At 49.6% G+C, this 22,955-nt stretch carries 16 protein-coding genes; 5 read left to right on the forward strand and 11 right to left on the reverse strand.

All coding sequences use genetic code 11. From position 1 onward, the window contains the following. Positions 1-16 precede the first annotated feature (16 nt). A complete protein-coding gene (locus GWG06_RS15400) occupies positions 17-1,261 on the forward strand; it encodes a PepSY-associated TM helix domain-containing protein (RefSeq protein WP_160714253.1) in 1,245 nt (414 codons plus the stop codon). Between the two features lie 77 nt (positions 1,262-1,338). On the opposite strand, the gene GWG06_RS15405 is transcribed toward GWG06_RS15400, so the two are convergent. Further along, positions 1,339-2,520 carry a hypothetical protein gene (locus tag GWG06_RS15405; RefSeq protein WP_160714254.1) on the reverse strand — a complete coding sequence of 394 codons (1,182 nt, stop codon included), beginning with the start codon at positions 2,518-2,520 and terminating at the stop codon, positions 1,339-1,341. 133 nt (positions 2,521-2,653) lie between these two features. Here GWG06_RS15405 and GWG06_RS15410 point away from each other — a divergent pair, with 133 nt between their 5' ends. Continuing rightward, positions 2,654-3,907 (forward strand): hypothetical protein, encoded by a 1,254-nt coding sequence (locus GWG06_RS15410; protein WP_160714255.1) that lies wholly within the window; start codon positions 2,654-2,656, stop codon positions 3,905-3,907. A gap of 171 nt (positions 3,908-4,078) precedes the next feature. On the opposite strand, the gene GWG06_RS15415 is transcribed toward GWG06_RS15410, so the two are convergent. From GWG06_RS15415 to GWG06_RS15435, 5 genes are all read right to left on the reverse strand, one after another. Next, positions 4,079-6,328: a CocE/NonD family hydrolase gene (locus tag GWG06_RS15415; protein WP_235938367.1), complete on the reverse strand. Its 2,250-nt coding sequence runs from the start codon at positions 6,326-6,328 to the stop codon at positions 4,079-4,081. Positions 6,329-6,360: 32 nt separating this feature from the next. Then, positions 6,361-7,065, reverse strand: a complete 705-nt coding sequence (locus GWG06_RS15420; protein WP_127042176.1) for a LytR/AlgR family response regulator transcription factor — start codon at positions 7,063-7,065, stop codon at positions 6,361-6,363. Positions 7,066-7,122: 57 nt separating this feature from the next. Further along, positions 7,123-8,199 carry a sensor histidine kinase gene (locus GWG06_RS15425; RefSeq protein WP_160714256.1) on the reverse strand — a complete coding sequence of 359 codons (1,077 nt, stop codon included), beginning with the start codon at positions 8,197-8,199 and terminating at the stop codon, positions 7,123-7,125. 159 nt (positions 8,200-8,358) lie between these two features. Then, on the reverse strand, positions 8,359-9,411 hold the full coding sequence (locus tag GWG06_RS15430; protein ID WP_160714257.1) for a hypothetical protein: 1,053 nt from the start codon (positions 9,409-9,411) through the stop codon (positions 8,359-8,361). 244 nt (positions 9,412-9,655) lie between these two features. Beyond that, positions 9,656-10,702 (reverse strand): hypothetical protein, encoded by a 1,047-nt coding sequence (locus GWG06_RS15435; protein ID WP_160714258.1) that lies wholly within the window; start codon positions 10,700-10,702, stop codon positions 9,656-9,658. A gap of 227 nt (positions 10,703-10,929) precedes the next feature. Between GWG06_RS15435 and GWG06_RS15440 the strand changes: the two genes are divergently transcribed. From GWG06_RS15440 to GWG06_RS15450, 3 genes are read left to right on the forward strand one after another with little or no spacing between them, the layout of a single operon-like run. Further along, a complete protein-coding gene (locus tag GWG06_RS15440) occupies positions 10,930-11,481 on the forward strand; it encodes a TetR/AcrR family transcriptional regulator (RefSeq protein ID WP_160714259.1) in 552 nt (183 codons plus the stop codon). Positions 11,482-11,494: 13 nt separating this feature from the next. Further along, entirely contained in the window at positions 11,495-12,736 is a 1,242-nt protein-coding gene (fabF, locus tag GWG06_RS15445) for a beta-ketoacyl-ACP synthase II (RefSeq protein ID WP_160714296.1), read from the forward strand. Positions 12,737-12,769: 33 nt separating this feature from the next. Further along, entirely contained in the window at positions 12,770-13,384 is a 615-nt protein-coding gene (locus tag GWG06_RS15450) for a class I SAM-dependent methyltransferase (protein WP_160714260.1), read from the forward strand. Positions 13,385-13,506: 122 nt separating this feature from the next. On the opposite strand, the gene GWG06_RS15455 is transcribed toward GWG06_RS15450, so the two are convergent. From GWG06_RS15455 to GWG06_RS15475, 5 genes are all read right to left on the reverse strand, one after another. After that, the gene (locus GWG06_RS15455) at positions 13,507-15,273 is read right to left on the reverse strand and encodes a family 43 glycosylhydrolase (protein ID WP_160714261.1); all 1,767 of its coding nucleotides are present in this window, start codon (positions 15,271-15,273) and stop codon (positions 13,507-13,509) included. A 7-nt stretch (positions 15,274-15,280) separates the two neighbouring features. Continuing rightward, complete coding sequence (locus GWG06_RS15460) at positions 15,281-16,630, reverse strand: glucoamylase family protein (RefSeq protein ID WP_160714262.1); 1,350 nt, start codon at positions 16,628-16,630, stop codon at positions 15,281-15,283. A 24-nt stretch (positions 16,631-16,654) separates the two neighbouring features. Next, entirely contained in the window at positions 16,655-18,139 is a 1,485-nt protein-coding gene (locus GWG06_RS15465) for a RagB/SusD family nutrient uptake outer membrane protein (RefSeq protein WP_160714263.1), read from the reverse strand. Positions 18,140-18,157: 18 nt separating this feature from the next. Next, positions 18,158-21,418, reverse strand: coding sequence for a TonB-dependent receptor (locus tag GWG06_RS15470; RefSeq protein WP_158631578.1), 3,261 nt, complete (start codon positions 21,416-21,418; stop codon positions 18,158-18,160). A 255-nt stretch (positions 21,419-21,673) separates the two neighbouring features. After that, positions 21,674-22,726 carry a FecR family protein gene (locus GWG06_RS15475; protein WP_160714265.1) on the reverse strand — a complete coding sequence of 351 codons (1,053 nt, stop codon included), beginning with the start codon at positions 22,724-22,726 and terminating at the stop codon, positions 21,674-21,676. Positions 22,727-22,955: the final 229 nt, after the last annotated feature.

A 22,955-nucleotide genomic window follows, 5' to 3' on the forward strand; every position in this document is an offset into this window, starting at 1 on the left:
ATAAATTCTGCTGCGTATGAAAGTCGGATCAAATAATACAGCCAAAAAAAGACCGGATTCCAGGTCCCGTTTCTATCGTATTTCGGCCTGGTTGCATCTGTGGCTGGGATTGGTCGCTGGCATCATCTTCGTGATCGTCTGCCTCACCGGTTGCATATGGGTATTCAATGAAGAAATCACTACCATGCTGGAACCGGAAACCAGGGTGGCAGTACAACATAACCGCCCGGTGATTACGCCTTCGCGGATCATGGAAGTTGTAGACAAGGAGTTTCCGGGAAAAATTCCCGGTGGTGTTACCTACAGAGAAGGTAAAACAGTGGAAGTGTATGTCGGCGAGCGCCGGGGAGGCTCTATACTGAAACTGAATCCGTATACCGGCGAGGTGGTGAAGAAAGAAATACGTAAAGAAGGGCAGACAGGTTTCTTCCGCTGGATATTAAACGGACATCGTTTCCTGTGGCTGCCCTACAAGATAGGACGGCCTATCATCAACTACAGTACGCTGGTATGCGTTATTACGCTGCTCACCGGTCTGGTATTATGGTGGCCCAAACGCTGGAATAAAAATACCCGTAACCAGAGCTTCAAAATTAAGTGGGGCGCCAGTTTCAAACGGGTGAACTACGATCTGCATAATGTACTGGGCTTTTATGCCCTCCTGATCCTGCTGGCCATCGGGCTTACCGGTATGGTTTGGGGAATAGAATGGTTCAGCAAAGGGCTGTACTGGGCTACCTCCGGCGGACGCACACTTCCGGAGTATGTAGAGGCTAAATCAGATACCACGCAGGCAGGAAAGCATACATACACCCTGGCAGCAGCTATGGACAAAGCCTGGCAGGAGGTAACTACTAAACATCCGCAGGCATCCGGCTTTTATCTGACTTTCCCCGTGAAGAAACGTCCCGAAGCTGCTATTGCCATCTATGTATATCCCAGCAAAGGAAGATTCTTCGACAGCCAGGGATATATGTTTGACCAGTATACGCTGTCGCCTGTAAAGGCCAATAAACTGTATGAGCAATCTTATCAGGAGGCCGCCTTTGGCGACAGGCTCCGTAAGATGAACTATGATATTCACGTCGGCAGTATCCTGGGGTTACCGGGCAAATTCCTTGCCTTCTTTGCCAGCCTCATCGGCGCATCCTTACCTATTACCGGAGCTATCGTCTATTTCGGAAAGAAAAAGAAGAAAAAGAAACCACCGGTGGTAAAAGCGACGAAAGCAGTGAAAGCGGAAAAAATACTTCAGCATTAATTAAGAATTACGAATTGCGAATTACGAATTACGAATGAGGAGCGAAGACATAAGCGAAGAAGTAAATTAATCTTCGTTTAGTTCTTCGCTTCTACATTCGTAATTCGCAATTCGTAATTCATAATTATTTCCTCCACATCATCCCATCTTGCTACAATTCCCCAGCCATAGAAATCATTTGCCACCCCGATCAGTAGTTCGTTGCCGCCTTTTTTCAGGGGGAGTGTGAGGGTCGTGTTTTCCAGGGAGCATCTGCCGGCAGGCGTTTTCATGATGAGTGCGCCGAAAGTATTTTTATCTGCCAGGAGTAATGAGCCGTTGAGGTATATCCATATGTCATCGCTGAAGCCGAGGCGTAATTGTTTGTTCAGGTCGGCGTTGGCCTGTATGCTGGTTTTAAGCCATACTATTCTTCTCTCTTTTGAAGCGCCGAATTTGCGGGTGAGGTTGATGAGTCCTCTGCGTTCCGCCCGGATGGTATCCCAGCCGGTGCTGTTTGCTGTGTATTTACGGGAGCTGAAAATATCGGTACCTGCGGGGATGATGGCAGGCTGGCTAACCAGCCAGCTGCGCAGATAGCGGGTATCGTTGGATACCGGATCTATGCCGGGAAGCGGGGAGAGGCCGGCTGGTTGTCCGGGTTGCACCATGAGATTGGCAATAGCTACCGGGCCATCGAAGGCGATGGAGCCGCTCTGGCTGTTGCCTTCCAGTTGCGGTACCTGAAGTATGGGATGCTCCATATCATTTACAAATACTGCCAGCTGTTTGCCGGAGATGACCAGCTTAACATGGTTCCACTGATGGAGCTGATAGCTGGCGCCAGCCTGGAAATGATGGTACATATCCCACATGTTGGTACCGGAGAGCATGGGAGCATATTGTGTGGCGTAGAAAGCCTCCGGATGGCCGGCATTATCTGCGCGGAAGTAAAATATTTCACTTTCCAGTGCGGAGCTTCTCCTGAAATAGATGCCGGTGAAAGTTTTTTCCATTGGCTCCATATCGTATTCAATGATGCCATCAGTCATGTTGAAGTCTTTCAGCACCAGCTGTCCTTTTCCTTTCAGGATGACGGCCGGTACAGATTTGTGCGTGGTGAAGGTGGCTATCTTGTTTTCATCTTCCCAGCTGGCAGGTTGTAAAGGGATGGTGATAGCGCCTTTGTTTTTCGTAGATGCGCCGACGTTGGTCCGTTGCTGAGCGCCTGCCTGTGTTGTTGCTAAGAGCATAATCGCCGCGGCTGTTTTCCAGATCATGATGTGTTGGATTTTAATGTAAAAGAATACAGCCGCTAAAATGAATAATGAGTAACTTGAAAGCCATTCAACCCGGAAACAAGTTGATGCAAGTACGTTCAAGTTGATAATGCTATGTGCTTTAGTTTGAAATATGGATGAAAATATTTTAATACGTGAGTGCCTGTCAGCCGTAGAAAAGCGGTTGAACTGGGGTAGCAGCCAGGAGTGGACCACCTACGACTTTGAAAAACTGAGTGTGGAGATACAGGAATCCACTGGGGTAACGTTGAGTATCACCACCTTGAAAAGATTATGGGGCCGGCTGGAATATCATCACATGCCGGCAGTGACCACGTTGAATACAATGGCCAGGTTTGCCGGATATGCAGACTGGCGCGATTTTAAAAAGCAGCAGGGAACAGCGGCGGTAGTTGTTCCGGCTGAACCGGCAGTGACAACAGCGGCAACGCCGCGTATATCCATCCGGGTGATGCTTCCGGTGCTACTGTTGCTCGCAGCAGGCGGATTTGCATTCTGGAAAAGCAGCAACACCACCGTGAGCCGGTCAGCGGATTATACCTTTGTCAGCAACAAAACAATGAGTGCGGGCGTCCCCAATTCTGTTATTTTCAGTTATGATGCTACTGCAGCCAACGATACCGTTTTCATAGCACAGAGCTGGGATGTTAGCCGTAAAACAGCTGTACCCAAAGACCAGCACCGGTATTCCACCATTTACTATTATCCTGGTTATTACAGGGCCAAGCTGATGACAGGAGAGAACATCGTGAAAGAGCATGACCTCATGATAACCTCCGGCGGCTGGGTAGCGCTGATTGAACAGGAAAAGGTGCCTGTGTACATCAGGCCGGAAACTTTTCAGCAGGATACTGTCATTAGTGTGAATGAAGCAACGCTGGCCGCCTATAATATACCGATGCAGCCAGTCACGCCGCAGCTGCGTTTCATCAATGTAAAAGATATGCCGGGGCTGATGAATGACCATTTCACCCTGGAAACTACCATAAAAACCACCTACCGTGAGGGCTCCGCCGCATGTCAGTTTGCGGATCTCTTGATATTATGCAAAAACGATGTAATTATTGTACCACTCAGTGCAAAAGGATGTGTGGGAGAGCTCAGCCTGCTGGCCAGAGGGGCTTCCGTGAAAAGCAGTCAGGCTGACCTGTCGGGTTTCGGATGCGATCTTACCCAATGGGTGAAAGTGCGGGTAGAAGCCAGCGGAACACACATGCGTTTCCTGGTAAATGATAAAGCAGCCTATACGCTGGAAGCAAAGCGGCCACCCACCGGTATTGTAGGACTGCAATACCGGTTTAACGGGACAGGAGCTATTAAGGACACGCGGTTTGTGGCTGACAGAGATACGGTGGTGATGAAATAATTGCGAATTACGAATGGTGGGTTATTTTTTTATTTAGTTATTTGAGATTTTGTGCCTGATCGTGATGCTCCCTGGGCTTACAGGTTCCAGAGAGCATCACGATCAGGCACAAAATCTCAAATAACTAAATAAAAAAATAACCCACCATTCATCATTCGTAATTATTTCTCTTTATTTCCATACCGGAATACTCACATAACTTTCACCTGACCATTTTATCCGCAGGGGAGTGTTGCCATCGGCAATGGTTTCGTCGCTGACATCTTTTCCGGAGCCGTAGTTGACTTGTTCAAAGGGGCTTTGGTTGATGTTGAGGATGACAACCAGGCGGCTGCCTTTGCTGATTTTTTTGCAGATGATGCGGGTGTTACTGAAGGGGAAGACGGCTGGCTGCCCGGGTTCCAGCAGGGTACGTGTTTCCAGGCTGCGGGCGTAGCTGGCGCGTCCTATGAAATAGGAGAGCTGGAAATAGCGGCCGTCGGGAAGATGTTCATATAGCAGTATACCGGCATCGAGGTCTTTTTTGTTGGCAGTCAGATGTAGTTGTCCGGAGAAGGCGCCGTTGATGGTGAGTGCTTCGGTTAGTGGAGCGCTTTCGTAGCGGATACCATTGGTCATATTCGGGCTGTTGCTGATGGTAGGGTATTGAATGGCATTGTAGGTGAAGCCGCCTTGCCTGTCTGCCAGTGGAATTTCCTGTGTGAGGAAGCCCTTTCCTGCTGAGGGAGAGGGGCGCAGCAGATGACTGGTATCAAGGTAGAAGGTGAGGGTATCGTTATTCATCTGCGCGAGGGAGGCTGTGTGTTTCCATTCGTTGGTACCTGTTACCTGGTAGTTGACATAATCCTTCAGGAGAGCCGGTCGGGGGCCTCCGCGAAGAATATGAGCGAACCATTCATAGATGAGCTGGTGTATGCTGATATTGGCTGTGTCGTCAATTTTATAACCGCTGACGAAGGGCGTAGCCACGTGCTGACAGCCGAGGTGATCCCAGGGACCTATCACGAGGTAGTGCTGTGCTCCGGGGCGGTATTGCATGTGCTGGCGATAGTAATACATAGCTCCTATTTGTGCGCCGTCATAATAGCCGGTGGTAGTCAGCACGGGGATATTAACGCGGGAAAAATCTTCCCGGTAGCAGGTCATATCCTGCCAGTATTTATCATAGGAAGGATGTGATATCCAGCGCCGGAATATTTTGCTGGGCACGCCGTCGATGCTGTCCATGGTACGGTAGGCTGCGCCGCTGTGATACCAGTTGAAGCTGAGGTTGCGCCAGTGGGGCTGGTTATTGTAGCTGACATTGTCCAGGTATTTGTTGTTGGTGACATAGGGTATCCAGGGATATACGAAGTTCATGAAAACATTGTTTTCCTTGGGTACATCAAAGCCGGGAACAACGGCTGCGGAAGGCACAATGGTTTTAAGGGCAGGATGTACGCCCTGCTTTACGGCGGCCCACTGGGTGAATCCGACGTAGCTGCCGCCATACATGCCTATGCTGCCGTTGCACCAGGATTGTTTGCTGATCCAGTCGGTAACATCCCAGGCATCGCGGCCATCGTGTTCATAGGGTGTTACTTCGCCGGAGCTGCCTCTTTTACCGCGGGAGTTGGCTACTACGCCTACGTATCCTCTGTCTGCAGCTTCCTTGGCGATGCTGAGGTTTTTGATTTCGGTGTAAATCGTAAAGAAGAAGATGACGGGCAAGGGCTGCTGCTGATGTTTCGGGCGGACAACAATAGCCGGCACCTCAGCGCCGTCCCTGGTGCGGATCAGTATACTGTCGTTGATAAGATAGTGCTGCCGGTTCTCCTGTGCTATCAGTGGCGCGGCCAGTGGCATTACGGCGGTAGCAACGCGCCAGGCATTATACCGGCGGCAAAGGGTAATGGCATTATTCACGTCTATACTGTCGCGCTGCTGCCACCGGTCCAGCTCCCGCCGGAAGTCGGCGGTAACGGCAGGTAAATCAAAGGTAAACCAGCTGTCTGTATCAAAGCGGTTGCAGGGTGTGAGCTGTTGCAGGGCTGTGGCAAAGGCACTGCGGAAAGCCTGTGGAAATTGCCGGTGGTGTTGCTGTTGCAACAGCTTTGCGCGGGCATAGGTATGGTACTGTATAAAACGAATGCCTGCCATGCAGGTATCTGTCCGGCTGTATATTGCCCTGTAGGCAGCGATAGTACGCAGGGCGGCATCGTACCTGCCGGCGGTCATCTGTACCATAAACAGGGTGGGCAGGGAAGACCATTTGTCTTCTTCCTCCTGCAGGAGGGGTAGCAGGCGGGCGGCGAGTGCCTGCATAGCAGCAGGGAGCTGCGGGGAGCTATGGGAGGCTTCCCGCGGGAAATACAATTGCTGCGCAGTCATACGGCTCACCGGCAGGCACAGCACGGCCAGTGAGAACATTGCTCTCATCATTTTTTTCATATGCTTGATGTAAGGGTAAGTGGTTATCTGTTATTCCATTGCCTGAATTTTACCGTCTGCCGGCTGGATACTTCCAGCTCAGGGCCGGCTGTCAGCAGTACTTTCAGTCTGCCGTTGCCGGCGGCGCTGATGGTTGAAATATGCTTTCCGTTGATAATCTGGTTCCGGTTGATCCGGAAAAAAACAGCCGGGTCAAGTTTTTCTTCCAGCTGATTCAGGGAAATTTTCATCAGGGCTTTTTTCTCTCCGAAGTAAATCCGTGCATAGTTGGCAGCAGATTCGATGAGATATATATCATGGTGGCGTACAAAAAAATACTGTGTGCCATCTTTGATGAACAGCTGCCGTTCGGCGGGCTGCGGCTGTATCTGCCACTGGCGGCGGTGTTTTTCGATGGCCTGGGCAAACCGTTCGCTGCGGATGGGCTTCAGCAGATAGTCCAGCGCATTGGTATCAAATGCCTGTACAGCATACGTATCATATGCGGTGGTAAAGATGACGGCAGGCGTTTCTTCCAGGGAAGCCAGTAGTTCAAAGCCGGATTCTTCCGGCATCTGAATATCCAGGAAAAGCAGGTCCGCCTTGCCGGCGGTAATCAGCGCCCTGGCTTCTTCCGCATTGCGCGCTTCGCCGGTGATCTCGTAGTCCGGATAGTCCTGTAAGGCCCGCCTGATCTCTTCTCTGGCTGCACGTTCATCGTCCGCAATAATGACGCGTACTTTCTTCATGACGCTGATAGTTTTAATAAATGCTGTATAGTGCCGCAGGTAATATGTGCGGTTACGTTACGGTGTTCCTCCTGCAGGAATATCAGGCAACTGAATAACTGCGGTAACAGTACCGGTGGCAGAGGTAACCGCAAAATCCGCCTTCCCCTGGAATTGCAGCTGCAGCCGCTCGCGCAGGTTTTTCAGCCCCAGGCCTGCGGGTGCATGTTCCTGCAGGCGGCCCGGATGATGAACAATGATCTGTACGCCGGTCTTGTTACGTGTAACCGTTACTGTTATAGTACCACCATTTTTTAAACGGCTGATACTGTGCTTGATGGCATTTTCCACCAGTGTTTGTATACTGAGTGGCGGAATACGTATATCCAGCAAGGTGGTATCAATATCAAAAACAGGGATCAGTCTTTCTTCCAGCCGGAGTTTTTCCAGTTCCAGGTAATCCTTTACGAGCTGTAGTTCTTCCGCGATGGATATGAGTTGGTCTGTTCTGTTGTAGAGAGAAGTGCGCAGCAGTTCCGACAGCAGATCTATCGCTCTTCTTGCCTGTGAAGGATCTTCCAGTACCAGTGACTTGATGGTGTTCAGCGAGTTAAAGAAGAAATGGGGATTCAGCTGGGCCGTTAAATTTTCAAGTTGTATTTCTTTGGCAATCAGCTGCAGCCGCGCATTTTCACGGGTGATACGGATTTCCCGCTGTGCATAGTGATACATGTGCCAGGCCAGTACCCAGATAGACATGATCCTGATACCGGTGACGAAAGGCGTCCAGCCAAAGTCAGCCATGTGTTGCGGCCAGGAACCCTGGTACCAGCCTGTCAGGTAATGATCCAGCAGGTAAAAACGCAGGGACACGCTGAGGGCAAAGCCTGTTGCCAGCAGCAGCACAGCAGGGATAATACGTCCGAGTAACCTGCGGGGAGGCAGCGTATGCCACGCATGGCGCATGGCATAACGGCGGTAGGCATCGGTGAGCAGTATATTAACGAGGATATCTGCCGCGAAATTAATAATGCCCAGCGTTACATTAAATTCCTTGCTGCGGATAAAAGCTTCCGCTTCCCAGTAAAGGGCTGCCGCCGTCCAGCCGGCAAGCTGACATTTCCAGTAAAGAGAAAGTGATGGCTGCTTTTTCATATGCTGTTAATCCGACAGGTACAAAGTAAGCAGTTCCCATGCAGATAAAAAAAGTAAAGTAGCCGGATGCAGAAAAGCGGGGATAAGCGTGGGGAAAGATGACGTTCAGAAAAGAAAAGACCGCCCTTTGCGGGGCGGTCAGGACTACGGGTACAGGTTTTATAATGGCAGATGTAGCTGGTAAGACATTTTATAGGAAGAGAAATCTATCAGGGAACGCGTGCGGAAAGTAATGGGCGTACCCGGTTTATCAGGTGATAATACAGCCAGCTGCTGAAATCCGGTGATGATTTCACGGAGTTCCTTCAGCCCTTTAATTTCCCTTACAGCCATATCATTGCCTGTTGTTTCATCTTTGTAATAATATCGGATGAATGCTTTTTCCAGCATGTCAGCTTCGTTGTTGCTGATATCTTCCTTTCTGCTTACTTTGACGGCAGCAGTTCTGAGTCTGACGAGATCCTCCGGGTTCTTCGACCTGGAGGTAACCAGCAGGGCTGCCCGACGGCCATAGGTGACACTGGCTACATATACAGGATTCTCCTTTTTTGAAGTCTCGCTGAGAGGAGTCGTGAAGAACTCACCGTCTCTGGGTATATCTATAGTCAGACTAAATAATTCTATATCATAATTAAAACAAACACCTCCGGAGATATCGAAGGTTTCAATCTGTGTGTGATCAGGCTTTCCATTCAGAGAAACCAGTATTTTGCTGAATTTTTCCGCTCCGCTGATTCCGGCTAACATAACGCGGCTGCCGGAATTATTTCCTTTCAGTACGTTTTTGATATATGCTTTGGTAACATCCGGCCCGGGAGCATCTGTTGTTAAGGGAAGTGCATTTATATCTGTACTCATCACCACTGCCTGCGGCTTGTATGTATATCCGGTCAGCGAAACATAATTTCCGCTTTCGATGCTGTTACCCTTCAGTACTGCACCCGGAAAAACCTTATCCACATTGATAGGGACAACTGGCAGCGCCAGTGTTTCAATAAAGATAGAATGTCCTTTTTTGTCGGGCCAGATACTGTCTTTCTGAATATCTGTTCCAATCGGATAGAGTACAAACACACCGGCCTGCCTGATGCCGGAAGTATCTGGTTGGTCATCCGGTATTCCTCCCGGAGCAGGATTAACAGTAGCATCATTTTTTTTGCACGCCACCATACCGGAAAATAGTACGCTCAGTAGTAACAGGTTTCTTTTCATCCTTTGAATATTTGATCAACCTGATGTAAAAATAATGCCAGAATACTTATGAACAGGGCATTCCGGCAGATATTTTCTACCTTGATGTGTTGGTGCAGAAATAAGCAAAATGAAAAAAAATGGCTGGTTGCCCGTTAAAAATTGCTTGTTATCTGTAAAGGTATATCCAGTGTTTTTTTGCTTACTGATAAGTAAGTTTATGTGTGTAATAATTTAATAAATCATTTACACGGGGCTACAGGTTTTATAATGGCAGATGTAGCTGGTAAGACATTTTGTAGGAAGAGAAATCTATCAGGGAACGCATGCGGAAACCAATGGGCGTACCTGGTTTATCAGGTGATAACATTTTCAGCTCCTGAAATCCGGCCATCACTTCCCGGAGTGCATAAAGCCCTTTAATATCTTTCACTTCCATATCATGACCTGTTGTTTCATCTTTATAATAATAACGGATAAATGCTTTTTCCAGCATGTCAGCTTCCGCATAACTGATTTCTTCTCCTGTACTTACTTTAACAGCAGCAGTTCTGAGTCTGACGAGATCCTCCGGGTTCTTTGACCTGGAGGTAACCAGCAGGGCAGCCCGGCGGCCATAGGTAACACTGGCTACATATAAGGGATTTTCTTTCCGGGAAGCCTCACTGAGTGGCGTAGTGAAAAGCTGGCCATCTTTGGGTATTTCCGTAGTCAGCGTAAATAGTTGCGTCTCAAAGCTGAAACAAACGCCTCCGGCGATGTTGAAGGTTTCGATCTGCGTTGCATCAGGCTTCCCGTTAAGAGATACGAGTATGCTGCTAAATGTTTCCACTCCGGAGATGTCACTTTTCATAACACGGCTGCCGGCATCGGTTCCCCGCAGTACATTTTTGATATACGCCCTGACAGCATCCGGACCGGGAGCATCCGTAGTCAGGAGCAAGGTATTTATATTGGTACCGATTACGATGGATTGCGGTTTATAGGTATATCCGGTGAGCGGTACATAATTTCCGCCCTCTATGCTATTACCTTTCAGTACTGCACCCGGAAAAATCTTATCTGCATTGGCCGGAACAACCGGCTGCATTACTGTTTCAATCAGCAGGGAGTGTCCCTTTTTATCAGGCCAGATACTATCCTTCCTAATATCAGCGCCATAGGGATAGAGTACAAATACACCGGTATGTTTTATTCCGGAAGTATCCGGCTGGTTATCGGGTAACCCTCCGGTGTTAATACGGGTGTCGTTTTTTTTGCATGCCAGCATACCGGTGAATAATACGCCCAGCAATAATAAATTCTTTTTCATCCTTTGAACATTTGGTTGGTTTCGCATAAAAGTAATACCGGAATACTTATGAACAGGGCATTTGGGACGAATAAAAAATACTTGATATGTTGATGCTGACGTACTTGAAAAGAAGAATGTATGCCTGGTTGTCTGCAATTATTGCCTTGTTATCTGCAAAATCATAATTAATATTTTTTTACTTACTGGTAAGTAAGTAGATTGCATAACAATTTAACAAATAGTTTATGTCAGGAACGAGAGAGAAAATAGTGGAAATGGCGGATAAGCTGATCCGGGTGAAAGGATACAATGCTTTCAGCTATAAGGATATTGCTGATCCGCTCGAAGTAAAGAATGCAGCCATCCATTATCATTTCCCTGCTAAATCGGACCTGGGGGAGGGCGTCATCATACATGAGCTGGAAACCTTCGCGGTGCAGCGGGAGCAATGGAGGCGGCTGCCGGAAGATGAGCAGCTGGATAAATTGTTTGATGTATTCCGGCGGCACTGCAAAGCGGGTAATATCTGTCTTATTGGTTCGCTGGCGCCGGACTTCGAAACCCTGCCGGAAGATATGCAGGGAAAGATCCAGGAAATGACCCTGGAAATACTGGAATGGGTGACCGCCTGCCTGGAGAAAGGCAGAAAAAAGAAACTGTTTCATTTTAAAGGAGATGCGGAAGACCGCGCACTGATGGTGATGTCAAACCTGCAGTCGTCCCTGCTGCTGTCAAGAGTACTGGGACCACATGTCTGTCAGCGTATCACCAAACGTCTCCTGGAAGATTTACGCTAAAAACATACTTATGATGAAAAGAGTTGTCGTGACCGGTCTGGGTGCAGTAACGCCTGTCGGTAATACTACCGCTGCTTTCTGGGAAAGCCTGGTGGCAGGTAAAAGCGGGGCCGCTACCATCACCCGCTTTGATGCGGGCAGGTTCCGGACGCAGTTTGCCTGCGAGCTTAAAAATTATCAGCCTGCCGATACCCTCGACAAAGCAGAGATCAGGAAAACAGATCCCTTTACGCAATATGCACTGACAGCCGCTGGGGAAGCAATTAAAGACTCCGGGCTGGACTTCAGCACCATGAATCCTTTTGATACCGGTGTTATCTGGGGCTCCGGGCAGGGAGGCATGCAGACATTTGAGGAGCAGGTAACGGAATATGTTACGGGCGACTATAACCCGCGGTTCAGTCCGTACTTTGTTCCCCGGCTTATCACCAACATGGCTTCCGGCATGATCTCTATCCGGTATGGGCTGATGGGGATCAACTATACCACTGTTTCAGCGTGCGCTACTTCCAACACAGCTATTATGGATGCATTAACGTATATCCGTCTGGGTAAGGCAAAGGTAATTATCACCGGCGGTTCGGAAGCGCCCGTAACACCGGCGTCTGTAGGTGGCTTCTGTGCCATGAAGGCCATGTCTGTCCGCAACGGTGATCCGGCATCAGCTTCCCGCCCTTTTGATACGGAACGCGATGGCTTCGTGATGGGAGAAGGCGCCGGTGCGCTGGTACTGGAAGAATATGAACATGCCAGAGCAAGAGGCGCCGTTATCTATGCGGAAGTGGCTGGTGCTGCTATGACGGCAGACGCCTATCATATGACAGCTACTCACCCCGAAGGACTGGGCGCATACCAGGCTATGAAATCAGCCCTGGAAGATGCAGGATTAAATGACACCGACGTAGATTACCTGAATGCGCACGCTACCTCCACCCCGGTGGGCGACCTGAGTGAAATCGCTGCCATCACCAGGATGTTCGGCAATAACCCGGAACGGCTGCACATCAGCGCCACCAAATCCATGACCGGCCACCTGCTGGGCGCTGCCGGCGCTATAGAAGCCATTGCCAGTATTATGAGCATCCGGACAGGCATCATTGCACCCACCATTAATACCACTACCCTGGACCCGGCCATCCCTGAAGGTTTACAGATTATTCTCGGACAGGCAACAGAGAAAAAGGTAGAGGTGGCCATGAGCAATACCTTTGGATTCGGTGGCCACAACGGTATCGTGGTTTTCAGAAAAGTATAAAATTACCGACCTTTCAGATTCAAACTGATTGTTATGGAGCAACAAGAACACTGGGATAATATTTACCGCCACAAGGCCTCTGACGAAATGAGCTGGACACAGGACATCCCGCAGGTATCGCTGGATTTTATCCGCAGCTTTTCAGTAGCCAAAGATGCTCCCATCATCGATATAGGCGGAGGAGAAAGTAAGCTGGCCGATTTCCTGCTGGAAGAAGGATATACTGATATCACCGTGCTGGATATCTCCGCACCGGCACTGGAAAGAGCCCGGCAACGACTGGGAGACAAGGCCGGCCTGGTGAAATGGATCGTATCCGATATCACAACGTTTACGCCTGAACGTAGCTATACTGTATGGCATGACAGAGCCACCTTCCATTTCCTCACCACACCGGAACAAATTACGGCCTACCTGAGCATCGCCGGAAAAGCAGCCACCGGCTATCTTGCCATCGGTACCTTCTCCGATAAAGGCCCCGACAAATGCAGCGGCCTCGTCATCAAAAAATATTCGGAAGACGAACTGACACAACAGCTGGTATCATCTTTCGAAAAAATTAACTGCATCACAGAAAATCACACTACCCCCTTTCATACGACGCAGAATTTTCTGTTCTGCAGCTTCAGAGCAAGAAACGCGGGGTGAGATTTACGGATTTTGGAATTTTTTGATTTTGGAATTTATAAATGCAGCAATTGCTCTTCGCGAATATCTTCGCTGTATTTAAAATCTCAAAATCAAAAAATTCCAAAATTCCAAAATTCTTCTCAACGCACTAATAGCGCCTGCGTACGCCGCGATACACCATTCTCATTAATGGCTTCTATGCTGAAATAATACGGTTGTTCCTTATCCATGCCTTTGAAGTAATAATCATTGGCATTATGCACCATGATGCAGTTATAAAGTTTATCGGGAGCAATGCCCACGTAAATATTATAGGCGTAGGCATTATCAACGGGTTCCCATTTGATCCAGGCGCTGCGTTTATCCTTTTCCGTGCGAAGTACGATCAGTGATTTGACGGTATCTGGCGTAGGTCCGTTACCGTTACCAAATACGCGGAGGCCGCTGACAGCAAATTTACCGGTAGGCATATGGATATTTTCCAGGCGGATGTACCGTGCTTTTACAGGTTGGGGCAGCGGAACGTAATCATGTGGTACATCGGTTTTGTTATTGCTTTTATCTGCCAGGATATGCCATTTTTTTCCGTCGGCAGAATAGCGGAGGATATACTGATGGCAGATATCTGTCTGTTTACCGAGGAAGGCCGCGTCCTGGTCGGCATAATTGATCTGAACGGCATGGACGGTGCTGAGAGCGCCGAGGTCTGTCCCGATCCATTCGCCTTTGTTGCCGGTGGCGGCGCTCCAGTAGGTTTTGATGTTTTCATCGACAGCGTTATTGGGCAGGTAGCCTCCCAGCGTGGAAGAAACGGTGACTGGTTTGTTGTAGTTCAGCAGCATCCAGCCGGTGAAGGTACTGCCATCCTGTTCATAGGAGCCGTCGCCTTTTTTGCTGACGGGCCTGTCCAGGTAGTGCGGATAGTCACCGAAGGCGGTATTGCAATACATGACCCCATCTTTATCGAAGCCGGCTGGCCAGAAGCCCAGTCTTCTTTCAAAACTGTTTTTTACAGAGATCACCATGGTAGAAACATGCCACCATTGCTGCCGGTTGTCCTGGAAGGTGCTGCCGTGGCCGGCTCCGCGGACAAAGCCGCCGGGTTTGAATGAAACGGGATTATGTGCCTGCGGGGTGAAAGGCCCCAGCGGGTGATCGCTTACTACCACGCCATCGGCATAGCCGCTGAATTCTGTACCAGGGGCTCCGTACTGGAGGTAATACCTGCCTTTGTGTTTAGTCATCCAGGCGCCTTCGATAAAAGGATCCAGGAACGTGTTGTCCATGTATTCACCGAAACGCTGCCAGCCGTAGCGTTCATGGTTCAGCAGGTACAGTTCCCTGCGTGCGCCTTTCAGCTGCATGGTGCTGCGGTTTATTTCAGCGCCGTACAGCGGATAGGCGTTGCTGCTGCCGTTGTACATATATAGTTTCCCGTCGTCATCCTGGAAGAAGGCGGGGTCCCAGCCGCCTGCCTCAAAGGAATCCACCCTTTCTTTCCACTGGTTGTTTTTAGGATCTGTGCTCATCCAGACGGGGAAGTTACTGGTATAGGTGGAGCCGAAAACCATCATGGTATCACCGCTTACCCATACGGCCGGTGCGCACAGGTCATCATATACTTTATGCCAGGGTTTTAAAAATTTGCGGGAGATGAAATGCCAGTCGCTCAGGTCGTGGCTCCACCAGTAACCCCACTGATTAGTGGAGAACAGATAGAAATCTCCTTTATAGTTGACTATCACGGGATCCGCGGTGGCCCTGTGTTTGCCCCATGCTGCAAAATCGGGGATAGGGCAGTAACCGTAATCCAGGTTAACGGGATTACAGTAGGTGCGTTGCGCCTGCAGTGGCAACAGTGGCCATGTGCAAAGCAGCAGTATCCATACAAGCGCTGATGGTTTCATATTTCTGTCAGTTTAAATGCGGGCTGGAGAAGTCCAGTTTTTTCAATCCGGTTTTTATTTCCGGGCAGCTCATGAATAGTTTCCAGAGCAGGCCGCTGCGATAGTTTTCAATCATGACAATGATGGGTCCCTGGTCAATGGCGATGTGTGAAGTGGCGTACCATTGTTTCGTTTCATTGAACGCATCTGTAAAACCGTACTGGCTCCATATGTTGCCGCCCAGTTTAAAATAGAAATGTTTAAGGGCCTGCATGGAGTATTCCGGTGTGTAAGGGAAGGAAGACAGTGCGGCGGTGGGTGCTATGGTTCCGAAGTCGTTGGTGGGGGAATGTGCATCGTAGCCATCGTAGGTATCACAGGCGGTAAGGCCCCAGCAGTCGGCGCTGTAGCCTTTGAAACCTTTCGGATTGCGGATGCAGTATTCCCTGTTGATGAGCGTATGATTTTTGTTTTGTGTCCAGTAGTCGGCGTACCGGTCTTTCAGCCCGTGCGGATCCAGGCCCAGAAAGGAATAGTGGGTAAAGAACAGTGGCCCGCCGTAGTCGAATCCCAGCGGGAGCCTGATGCCATAGAAATCGCGGTCATTGCGGAAGTAGTTGCTGGCGGCCCAGCCTTTGTGATATACCTCTGCTTTCACCGGGTAGGAAGGGGAGGATGCAGCGAGTACATAGGTAATCAGGCATTCGTTCCATCCCAGGATGCGATGGTTCATAGCCCAGCCGTTATTGGGGCTCCAGTGCCAGTAGAGGACATCTCTGCCGTCGCGGGTATACCAGTCCCATTCAGCTTCCTTCCATGTCCAGTTGATGTTGTCGCGCAGTTCCCGTTCTGCAGGAACACCCTGCTGAAAGTATTGTCTGGCTGCCAGCAGGCCCTGGAAGAGGAAGGCGGATTCCACGAGGTCGCCGCCGTCGTCTTTTCTGCCGAAAGGAATGGTTTTACCGGTTTCACCGTTCATCCAGTGGGGGAATATGCCATGGTAGTGATCAGCTTTGCGCAGGAAGCTGATGATTTTCAGGAGGCGGGCAACGGCCTGTTCCCGCGTGATCCATTTTCTTTCTGTGGCTACGATGATGGCCATGACGCCAAAGCCGGTACCGCCGGTGGTTACCACTTCATCGCCATAGTCAGGTGATTTGTTGCTGCGTTCGCGGGCCATCCCGGAAACAGGATGCGCAAAATCCCAGAAGTAGCGGAAGGTCTGTTGCTGAACAAGATCCAGTAGCTGAGAATCGGAGAGGTTGGGTTGTATCTGCAGGCTTTTATCGGTGATCTTCTTACCGGAAGATTTTTTTACCTGCGCCTGCCCGCCGGAGGCGAGCAGGCATAACAGGTATGTATATACGAAGTATTTCATTACTGTTGTTGTTACATGTCATCATCAATATCCGGGATTCTGTTTCAGTTTGCCGGCGCTGAGGTCAATTTCAGTCTGTGGCACGGGCCATACTTCATTTCTGCCGGCTACAAAGCCTTTAGGGCCCAGTACCTGAGCGGCTCTGCCCTGACGGATCAGATCAAAGAAGCGGTCGTTTTCCATTGCCAGCTCCACATGTCTTTCATGCCAGATAGCGTTGCGCAGCTGTGTTTTATCGGTGACGGTAACATCCGGGAGAATGCCGGTTTGTCCGTTTCTGGCGCGGGCCCTTACTTTATTCAGTGAGGAGAGTGCCACGGTAGTGTTACCCAGTTCATTGGCGGCTTCTGCATTCATCAGCAATACTTCTGCAAAGCGGATGACACGGAAGTTCTGATCTGCGCCTTCGTTAAAGCCTGAAACCCATACGCTGAAAGGCACGTATGATTTCTGGTTAAACCTCGGATTGATACCGGCGGGATCAATTTTATCTCCCTGTGGTGTTGTTTCTCCGCGGAAGATGATGGTGGCATCTTTACGCGGGTCGCCAGGTTCATAGGCAGCTACGAGGTCCTGTGTGGGGGTGTTAAAACCCCAGCCGCCGCCGGCTTGTGCCTTCACGCCCTGTATCTGTGAGTACTGGGAATTGGAGGCGTCTTTATTACCGGGCACCATCTGTGCCTGTACTTCAAAGATGGATTCAACGGAATTTTCGTTGGGTACGCGGAACAGCGCCTCGTAGTTGGGGAACAGGGAGTAACCCAGTCCCATCACCTGGTTGGTGTAAGTAAGTACGTCGGTCCATTTTTTCTGATACATGGCAACTTTGGCATGAAGGGCCAGCGCAGCGCCTTTGGTGGCGCGGCCTACATTGGCGGCATCATAAGCGGCCGGCAGTACGGCAGCTGCTTCTGTCAGATCTTTTTCAATGGCGGCCCATATTTCAGCTTTCGGATTTCTGGGAATGTTGTATTCCGTTTCATCTTTTGGGAGTGATAAGCGCAGCGGCACATCTCCAAAAGCGCGTACCAGCCTGAAATATGCATAGGCGCGTATAAATTTGGCTTCCGCGAAGTAACGGTTTTTCAGATCTTCATTCATTTTGATATCCGGTACATGCTGCAGTATCTGATTACAGAAGTTGACGGACTGGTACTGGCTGCTCCAGAAATCAGCAATCTGCCCTTCTGTAGCGGTTACACTGAAGTTATCATATTTCAGGAAGAAGGCGGCATCATTCGGGTCGCTTCCTTTCTCTGCTTCATCAGAGGGAATACTTTCGATGGCAATAGCGGCAAAAGCCGTTTGTTTCCAGTCACGCAGATAAGCGTACATGGCGTTAACAGCTTTGGTGGCATCGCCTTCCGTCTGCCAGAACTGAACACTAGGCTGCTGTCCCTGCGGTGGCACATCCAGGAAGCCTTTGCCACAACCTGCGCTGACAGCAAACAATACCGGTATCACGTAGCCGGCTATACGCTTTTTATACAGAGGAATATTTCTTTTCATGATTCGTCAGTCTTTAGATTAGAAAGTCACATTTACACCGAAATTGTAGGTGGCAAACAGCGGATACACATTGGTGTCGATACCGGCGCTTAAAGGAGGGCCACCGATTTCAGGTGAGAAGCCTCTGTATCTGAAGAAGTTGAATGCGTTCTGTGCATTCAGGTACAACCGCAGTTTTTTCATCTTCCAGCGGTTAGCTATTTCTCCCGGTAAGGTGTAACCCAGCTGAATATTCCTGATACGGAAGTAAGCGCCGCTTTCTACGAAAAAGCTGTTGGGCTGATAGTTGTCACGGCCGCCGATGTAGGAAGACGGGTAAGTGTTGGAGGTGCCTTCTCCATGCCATCTGTTGTTATAGAAATCTTTGGTGAAGTTTTCATTACCAAAGCGGAGGCCCAGATTGGAGTTATATACATCTACACCTGCCACGCCCTGAAAATCGAGGGCCAGGTCAAATGCTTTGTAAGTAAAGGAGGTGTTGAGACCGTACAGATATTTCGGATTCGGGTTACCGAGGGCTACGCGGTCATTGCCATCAATTTTACCATCAGGAATGCCGTTAGGACCGCTCACATCGCGGTAAATAAAATCGCCGGGCCTTGCTGATTCCTTCTGTGCTGAACCGGCTACCTGCGTTGCATTCTGGAAGATGCCATCCACAATATATCCGAAGAACTGTCCGATAGGTTCACCCAGTACTGTGCGGGTAGCTCTGGCCCCGCCGGTGGAAGCATTGCCGCCGCCGGGAATCGGGATATTACCTACCCTTACTTCCGTAACCTTATTTTCATTTACACTGATATTACCGCCGATGGAATAACTGAAATCCTTGCCGATCTCATCTCTCCAGGTGGCTGCAAATTCAAGGCCCCGGTTGCGGAAGTTGGCCTGGTTGGTCAGGATAGTGGATTTGTTGATACCTACAGAGGAAGAAATAGGCACCTCGAAGATAGCATTTTGTGTCAGCTTGCTGTAGTAGCCGGCTTCGAGATACAACCTGTTTTTAAGTATGCTGGCTTCTATACCTACATCTGTGCCGGTAGTATGTTCCCATAACAGCCAGGGCACCACTACTGAATTGATGTTGGCGCCTGTCTGCAGGGTATTGCCCAGTACGGCGGACAGCTGCGGTGTTTGTGCTACCTGCAGGATGGGAATACCGGTAGGCACGGAGGCGTTGCCCACGCGGCCCCAGCTGGCGCGTATTTTCAGGTTATTAATTACCTGGCTGTTTTTCAGAAAGGATTCTTCGCTTACCACCCAGCCAAGACCTACGGAAGGAAAATATCCCCAGCGGTCATCGGCAGAAAACTGGGACGCGCCGTCAGCGCGCAGGGAGGCGGTCAGCAGGTATTTATCCCTATAGGAATAGTTCACCCGGCCGAAGTAGGAGGCTATCGTATACAGATCGCCTTCATCCTTTACTTCCCTGCCAGCAGTATTTCCCAGTTTCAGGTACATATCTCCTTCGCTGTTGTTGGGTACGTTCTGGGCAGAGGCTATCAGTTTATACAGGCTGTAGCGTTGTGCGCCCTGTCCCAGCAACACTTTCAGGGAATGATCCCCGAATTTGTTATCGTAGGTGAGGGTGTTTTCCACAATCCAGTTACGGCGTTCAACGGTAGTGCGCATCAGGGAGCTGGTGTTGTTGAACTGCCTGGTAGTAGCCTTGTATACCGGTGTATAGTTACGGATGATACTATCTCCGTATTCTCCGCCGATGCTGGTATGAAAGTTAAAATGTTTGGCGATGCGGAGGTCTGCATATACGCTACCGGTGACCATATATCTTTTGGTGCGCTGATCGTAGACATCCAGCGATACCTGCGGGTTGTTGGCAGCGCCGGTACCGAGGTTGAATTTATCGGGGTCGCCATAGGAGCCGTCTGCATTCCGTACCGGCACTACCGGGGAGGAAGTAAACAGTTGTCCGAAGATATTATCCGGAACATCATGGGAGGTATAGGAAGAAGCAACGATACTATATCCTATTTTCAGCGGCTCAAATACCTGGAACTCGTTCTGTAGTCTTGCTGTGAAGCGGGTGAAGTCATTGCCTTTCACCAGTCCTTCCTGTTTCAGGTAACCGAGGGAGAAGTTGTAGGTAGATTTTTCAGTACCGCCGCTTACAGACACCTGGTGGTTGGTAACAAAGGCATTGCGTAGTTCCTGTTTGTACCAGTTGGTGCCTTCGCCGTATTTGCCTGTCAGCAGGGGCGGCTGGCCGTTTTCCTTGCTGATTTCGTTAATCAGGGTCGCGTATTCATCGCCATTGGCCATTTTCACCATATTGGTCACGCGCTGGAATCCTGCAAAGCCGTTGTAGTTTACCATGGGTTTTCCAGCCTTGCCTTTCCGGGTGGTAATCAGCACTACGCCGTTGGCAGCTTTCATACCATAGATAGCTTCGCTGGAAGCGTCTTTCAGGATACTCATATTTTCGATGTCGGCAGGGTTGAGGAAGGAGATATCGTCGAACCATACGCCGTCTACGACATAGAGGGGGCTGAGACTACCATACACGGTACCTGTTCCTCTGATCCTGATAGTGGGTGCAGCGCCGGGTTTGCCGCTGTTGGTTACCTGTACGCCCGCTACCTTGCCCTGCAGGCTGCTCATCGGGTTGCCGGCAGGTTGCTTGTTGATTTCATCTCCCTTTATCTGGGCAATGGAACCGGTGATATCTACCTTACGCTGTGTGCCGTAACCTACTACCACCACCTGGTCTATCTGTTTGACGGATTCTGTTAAGGCAATATCTATCTGCTGGCGGTTATTCACGGGTATTTCCTGGGTGGTGAACCCGATGAAGGAAACCACGAGGGTACTGTTTTCCGGGGCCGTCAGGGTAAAGCCGCCGTCCGCGTTGGAGACAGTGCCGCGGTTGGTGCCTTTTATGCTGATAGTTACGCCGGGTAATGGCTGGCCGCCGTTACCGTTGGTAATTTTACCGGTAATTTTTATATCCTGTATCTGTGGCGCATCAGACATGATGACCACCAGGTTGTTTTCAATCACTTTATATTTCAGAGAAGTACCGGAAAAAATATCCTTCATCACCTCCTCCAGCCCGGAGTTGGTGACATTGACATTTACCTTTTTCCTGATTTCAGTTAAAGCATTGTTGTACAGAAAGCGGTAGTTGGCCTGTTGTTCAACGCTGTTCAGCACGTGCGCGATCTCCACCTTTTTCATTTTAAGGGTGATGGTACCTTGTCCGCTGACAGCGGCAGATACCTGCATCAAACACGCCAGCAAAAAAAACGTGGTGAGTTTCATAATTAAAAGAGCTTTTTTCAGGGCATGAGATGTCCGCTCCCTAGGAATTAGCGATTTTTTCATACATTTAATTCAAGAGATAATAAGAATGGAAGCTGCTGCTGCTTTTCACTACCGGCAAGCACTTCCGTTTAACTCGGCGGGAAATGTTGGCGCATTTCCCGTTTTTAGTTTTGGTTTGCTCAGGTGCTGTTACTGCTGCTTTCTTTCATAACTTTCATAACGATGTGTGATTATAAGTAGAATAACGTGCTATCAGTAGATAACGATTTCTTCAGCTGTTATTTTGTATTGAAAATCTGCTGTCATCCGCAGGGCATCAAGCGCCTGCTGTATGTTTTCTTTCTGGAAGGTGCCGGTAAAGCGCAGCCCGGCCTGCTGAGGATTTGTCAGACGAACACGCACACCATAAAACCGCTCCATATCTTGTGCCAGTTCTGCGAAGGACATATCCCTGAACATCAGTTTGTTTTCCATCCAGGATGTTTCCACGATGGCGTCGGGCTTGGCCTCATAATAGGTGAGATGCTGAATGGCGACGGCTGCAATGGCAGTCTTCCGCCCGGTGCGGCTTTCCTTATTACCGGCAGGAGTATGCTGCACAATAATTTTTTCGGTAGGCCGGAGTATAATTTTCTCCTGGCTATTATTGAGGGATGCTTCGATACTACCCGAGAGCAATGCCGCTTCTGTGGCATGGTCGCCGGGATAGGACCTGATGTTGAATTTAGTTCCCAGTACGCGAATATTTACGGCGGTGGTATGAATAACAAACGGATGCTCTGCTTGTTTGCTTACATCAAAAAATGCTTCTCCGGAAAGGGTGATATTTCTGTTGTGCAGTCCGAAGTTCTTATCATAGGTGAGTTTGCTGCCTGCGTTTAGCCATACCCGTGTACCATCGGGTAGTTCAATACTGGTGCGTGCGCCGTTACGGGTAGCCACTTCGCTGAGCTGCTGTGTTTTACCGGCCGGCGCCAGCCACCAGGCAGCCGCTGCCATCATCACCGCAGCCACTGCTGCCGCTATCCGCCAGTAACGGCGGCGAACGCCGCTTTCGGGTAATTGTAAAAGCGTGGTTTCCGTTGCCCCGGCATCATCTCCGATAGCGATGCCTCTTGCCTGCATACGTTGTATATGCCGATCATGCGCCGCCGCTGCATGATGATCTGTATCTTCCGGCGCCGGCCCGTTCCATAACTCCGTCATGGTATGGGCCGGAAAATGTTGTTCCGGATGGGCACGCAGCAACAGCTCCAGCTCCTGCAGCTCCTCCGCAGAAGCCTCTCCGGCCAGTTTCCTCCCCATAAGTTCCCATAAACGCCTGTTGTTCATAACATGAAATACGATGTCCTGTATATAGGATCCGGAAGTGGGGGGAATCCCCTAAGGGATTGGGAAGTTTTTTTTTAATTACGAATTACGAATTGCGAATTACGAATGTAATAGCGAAGATTTAAACGGAGATTAAAGGTGATATTCAATACTTATCACCTTTAATCTCCGTTTAAATCTTCGCTATTACATTCGTAATTCG

The sequence above is a fragment of the Chitinophaga solisilvae genome, assembly GCF_009928525.1.
Taxonomy (GTDB): Bacteria; Bacteroidota; Bacteroidia; order Chitinophagales; family Chitinophagaceae; genus Chitinophaga; species Chitinophaga solisilvae.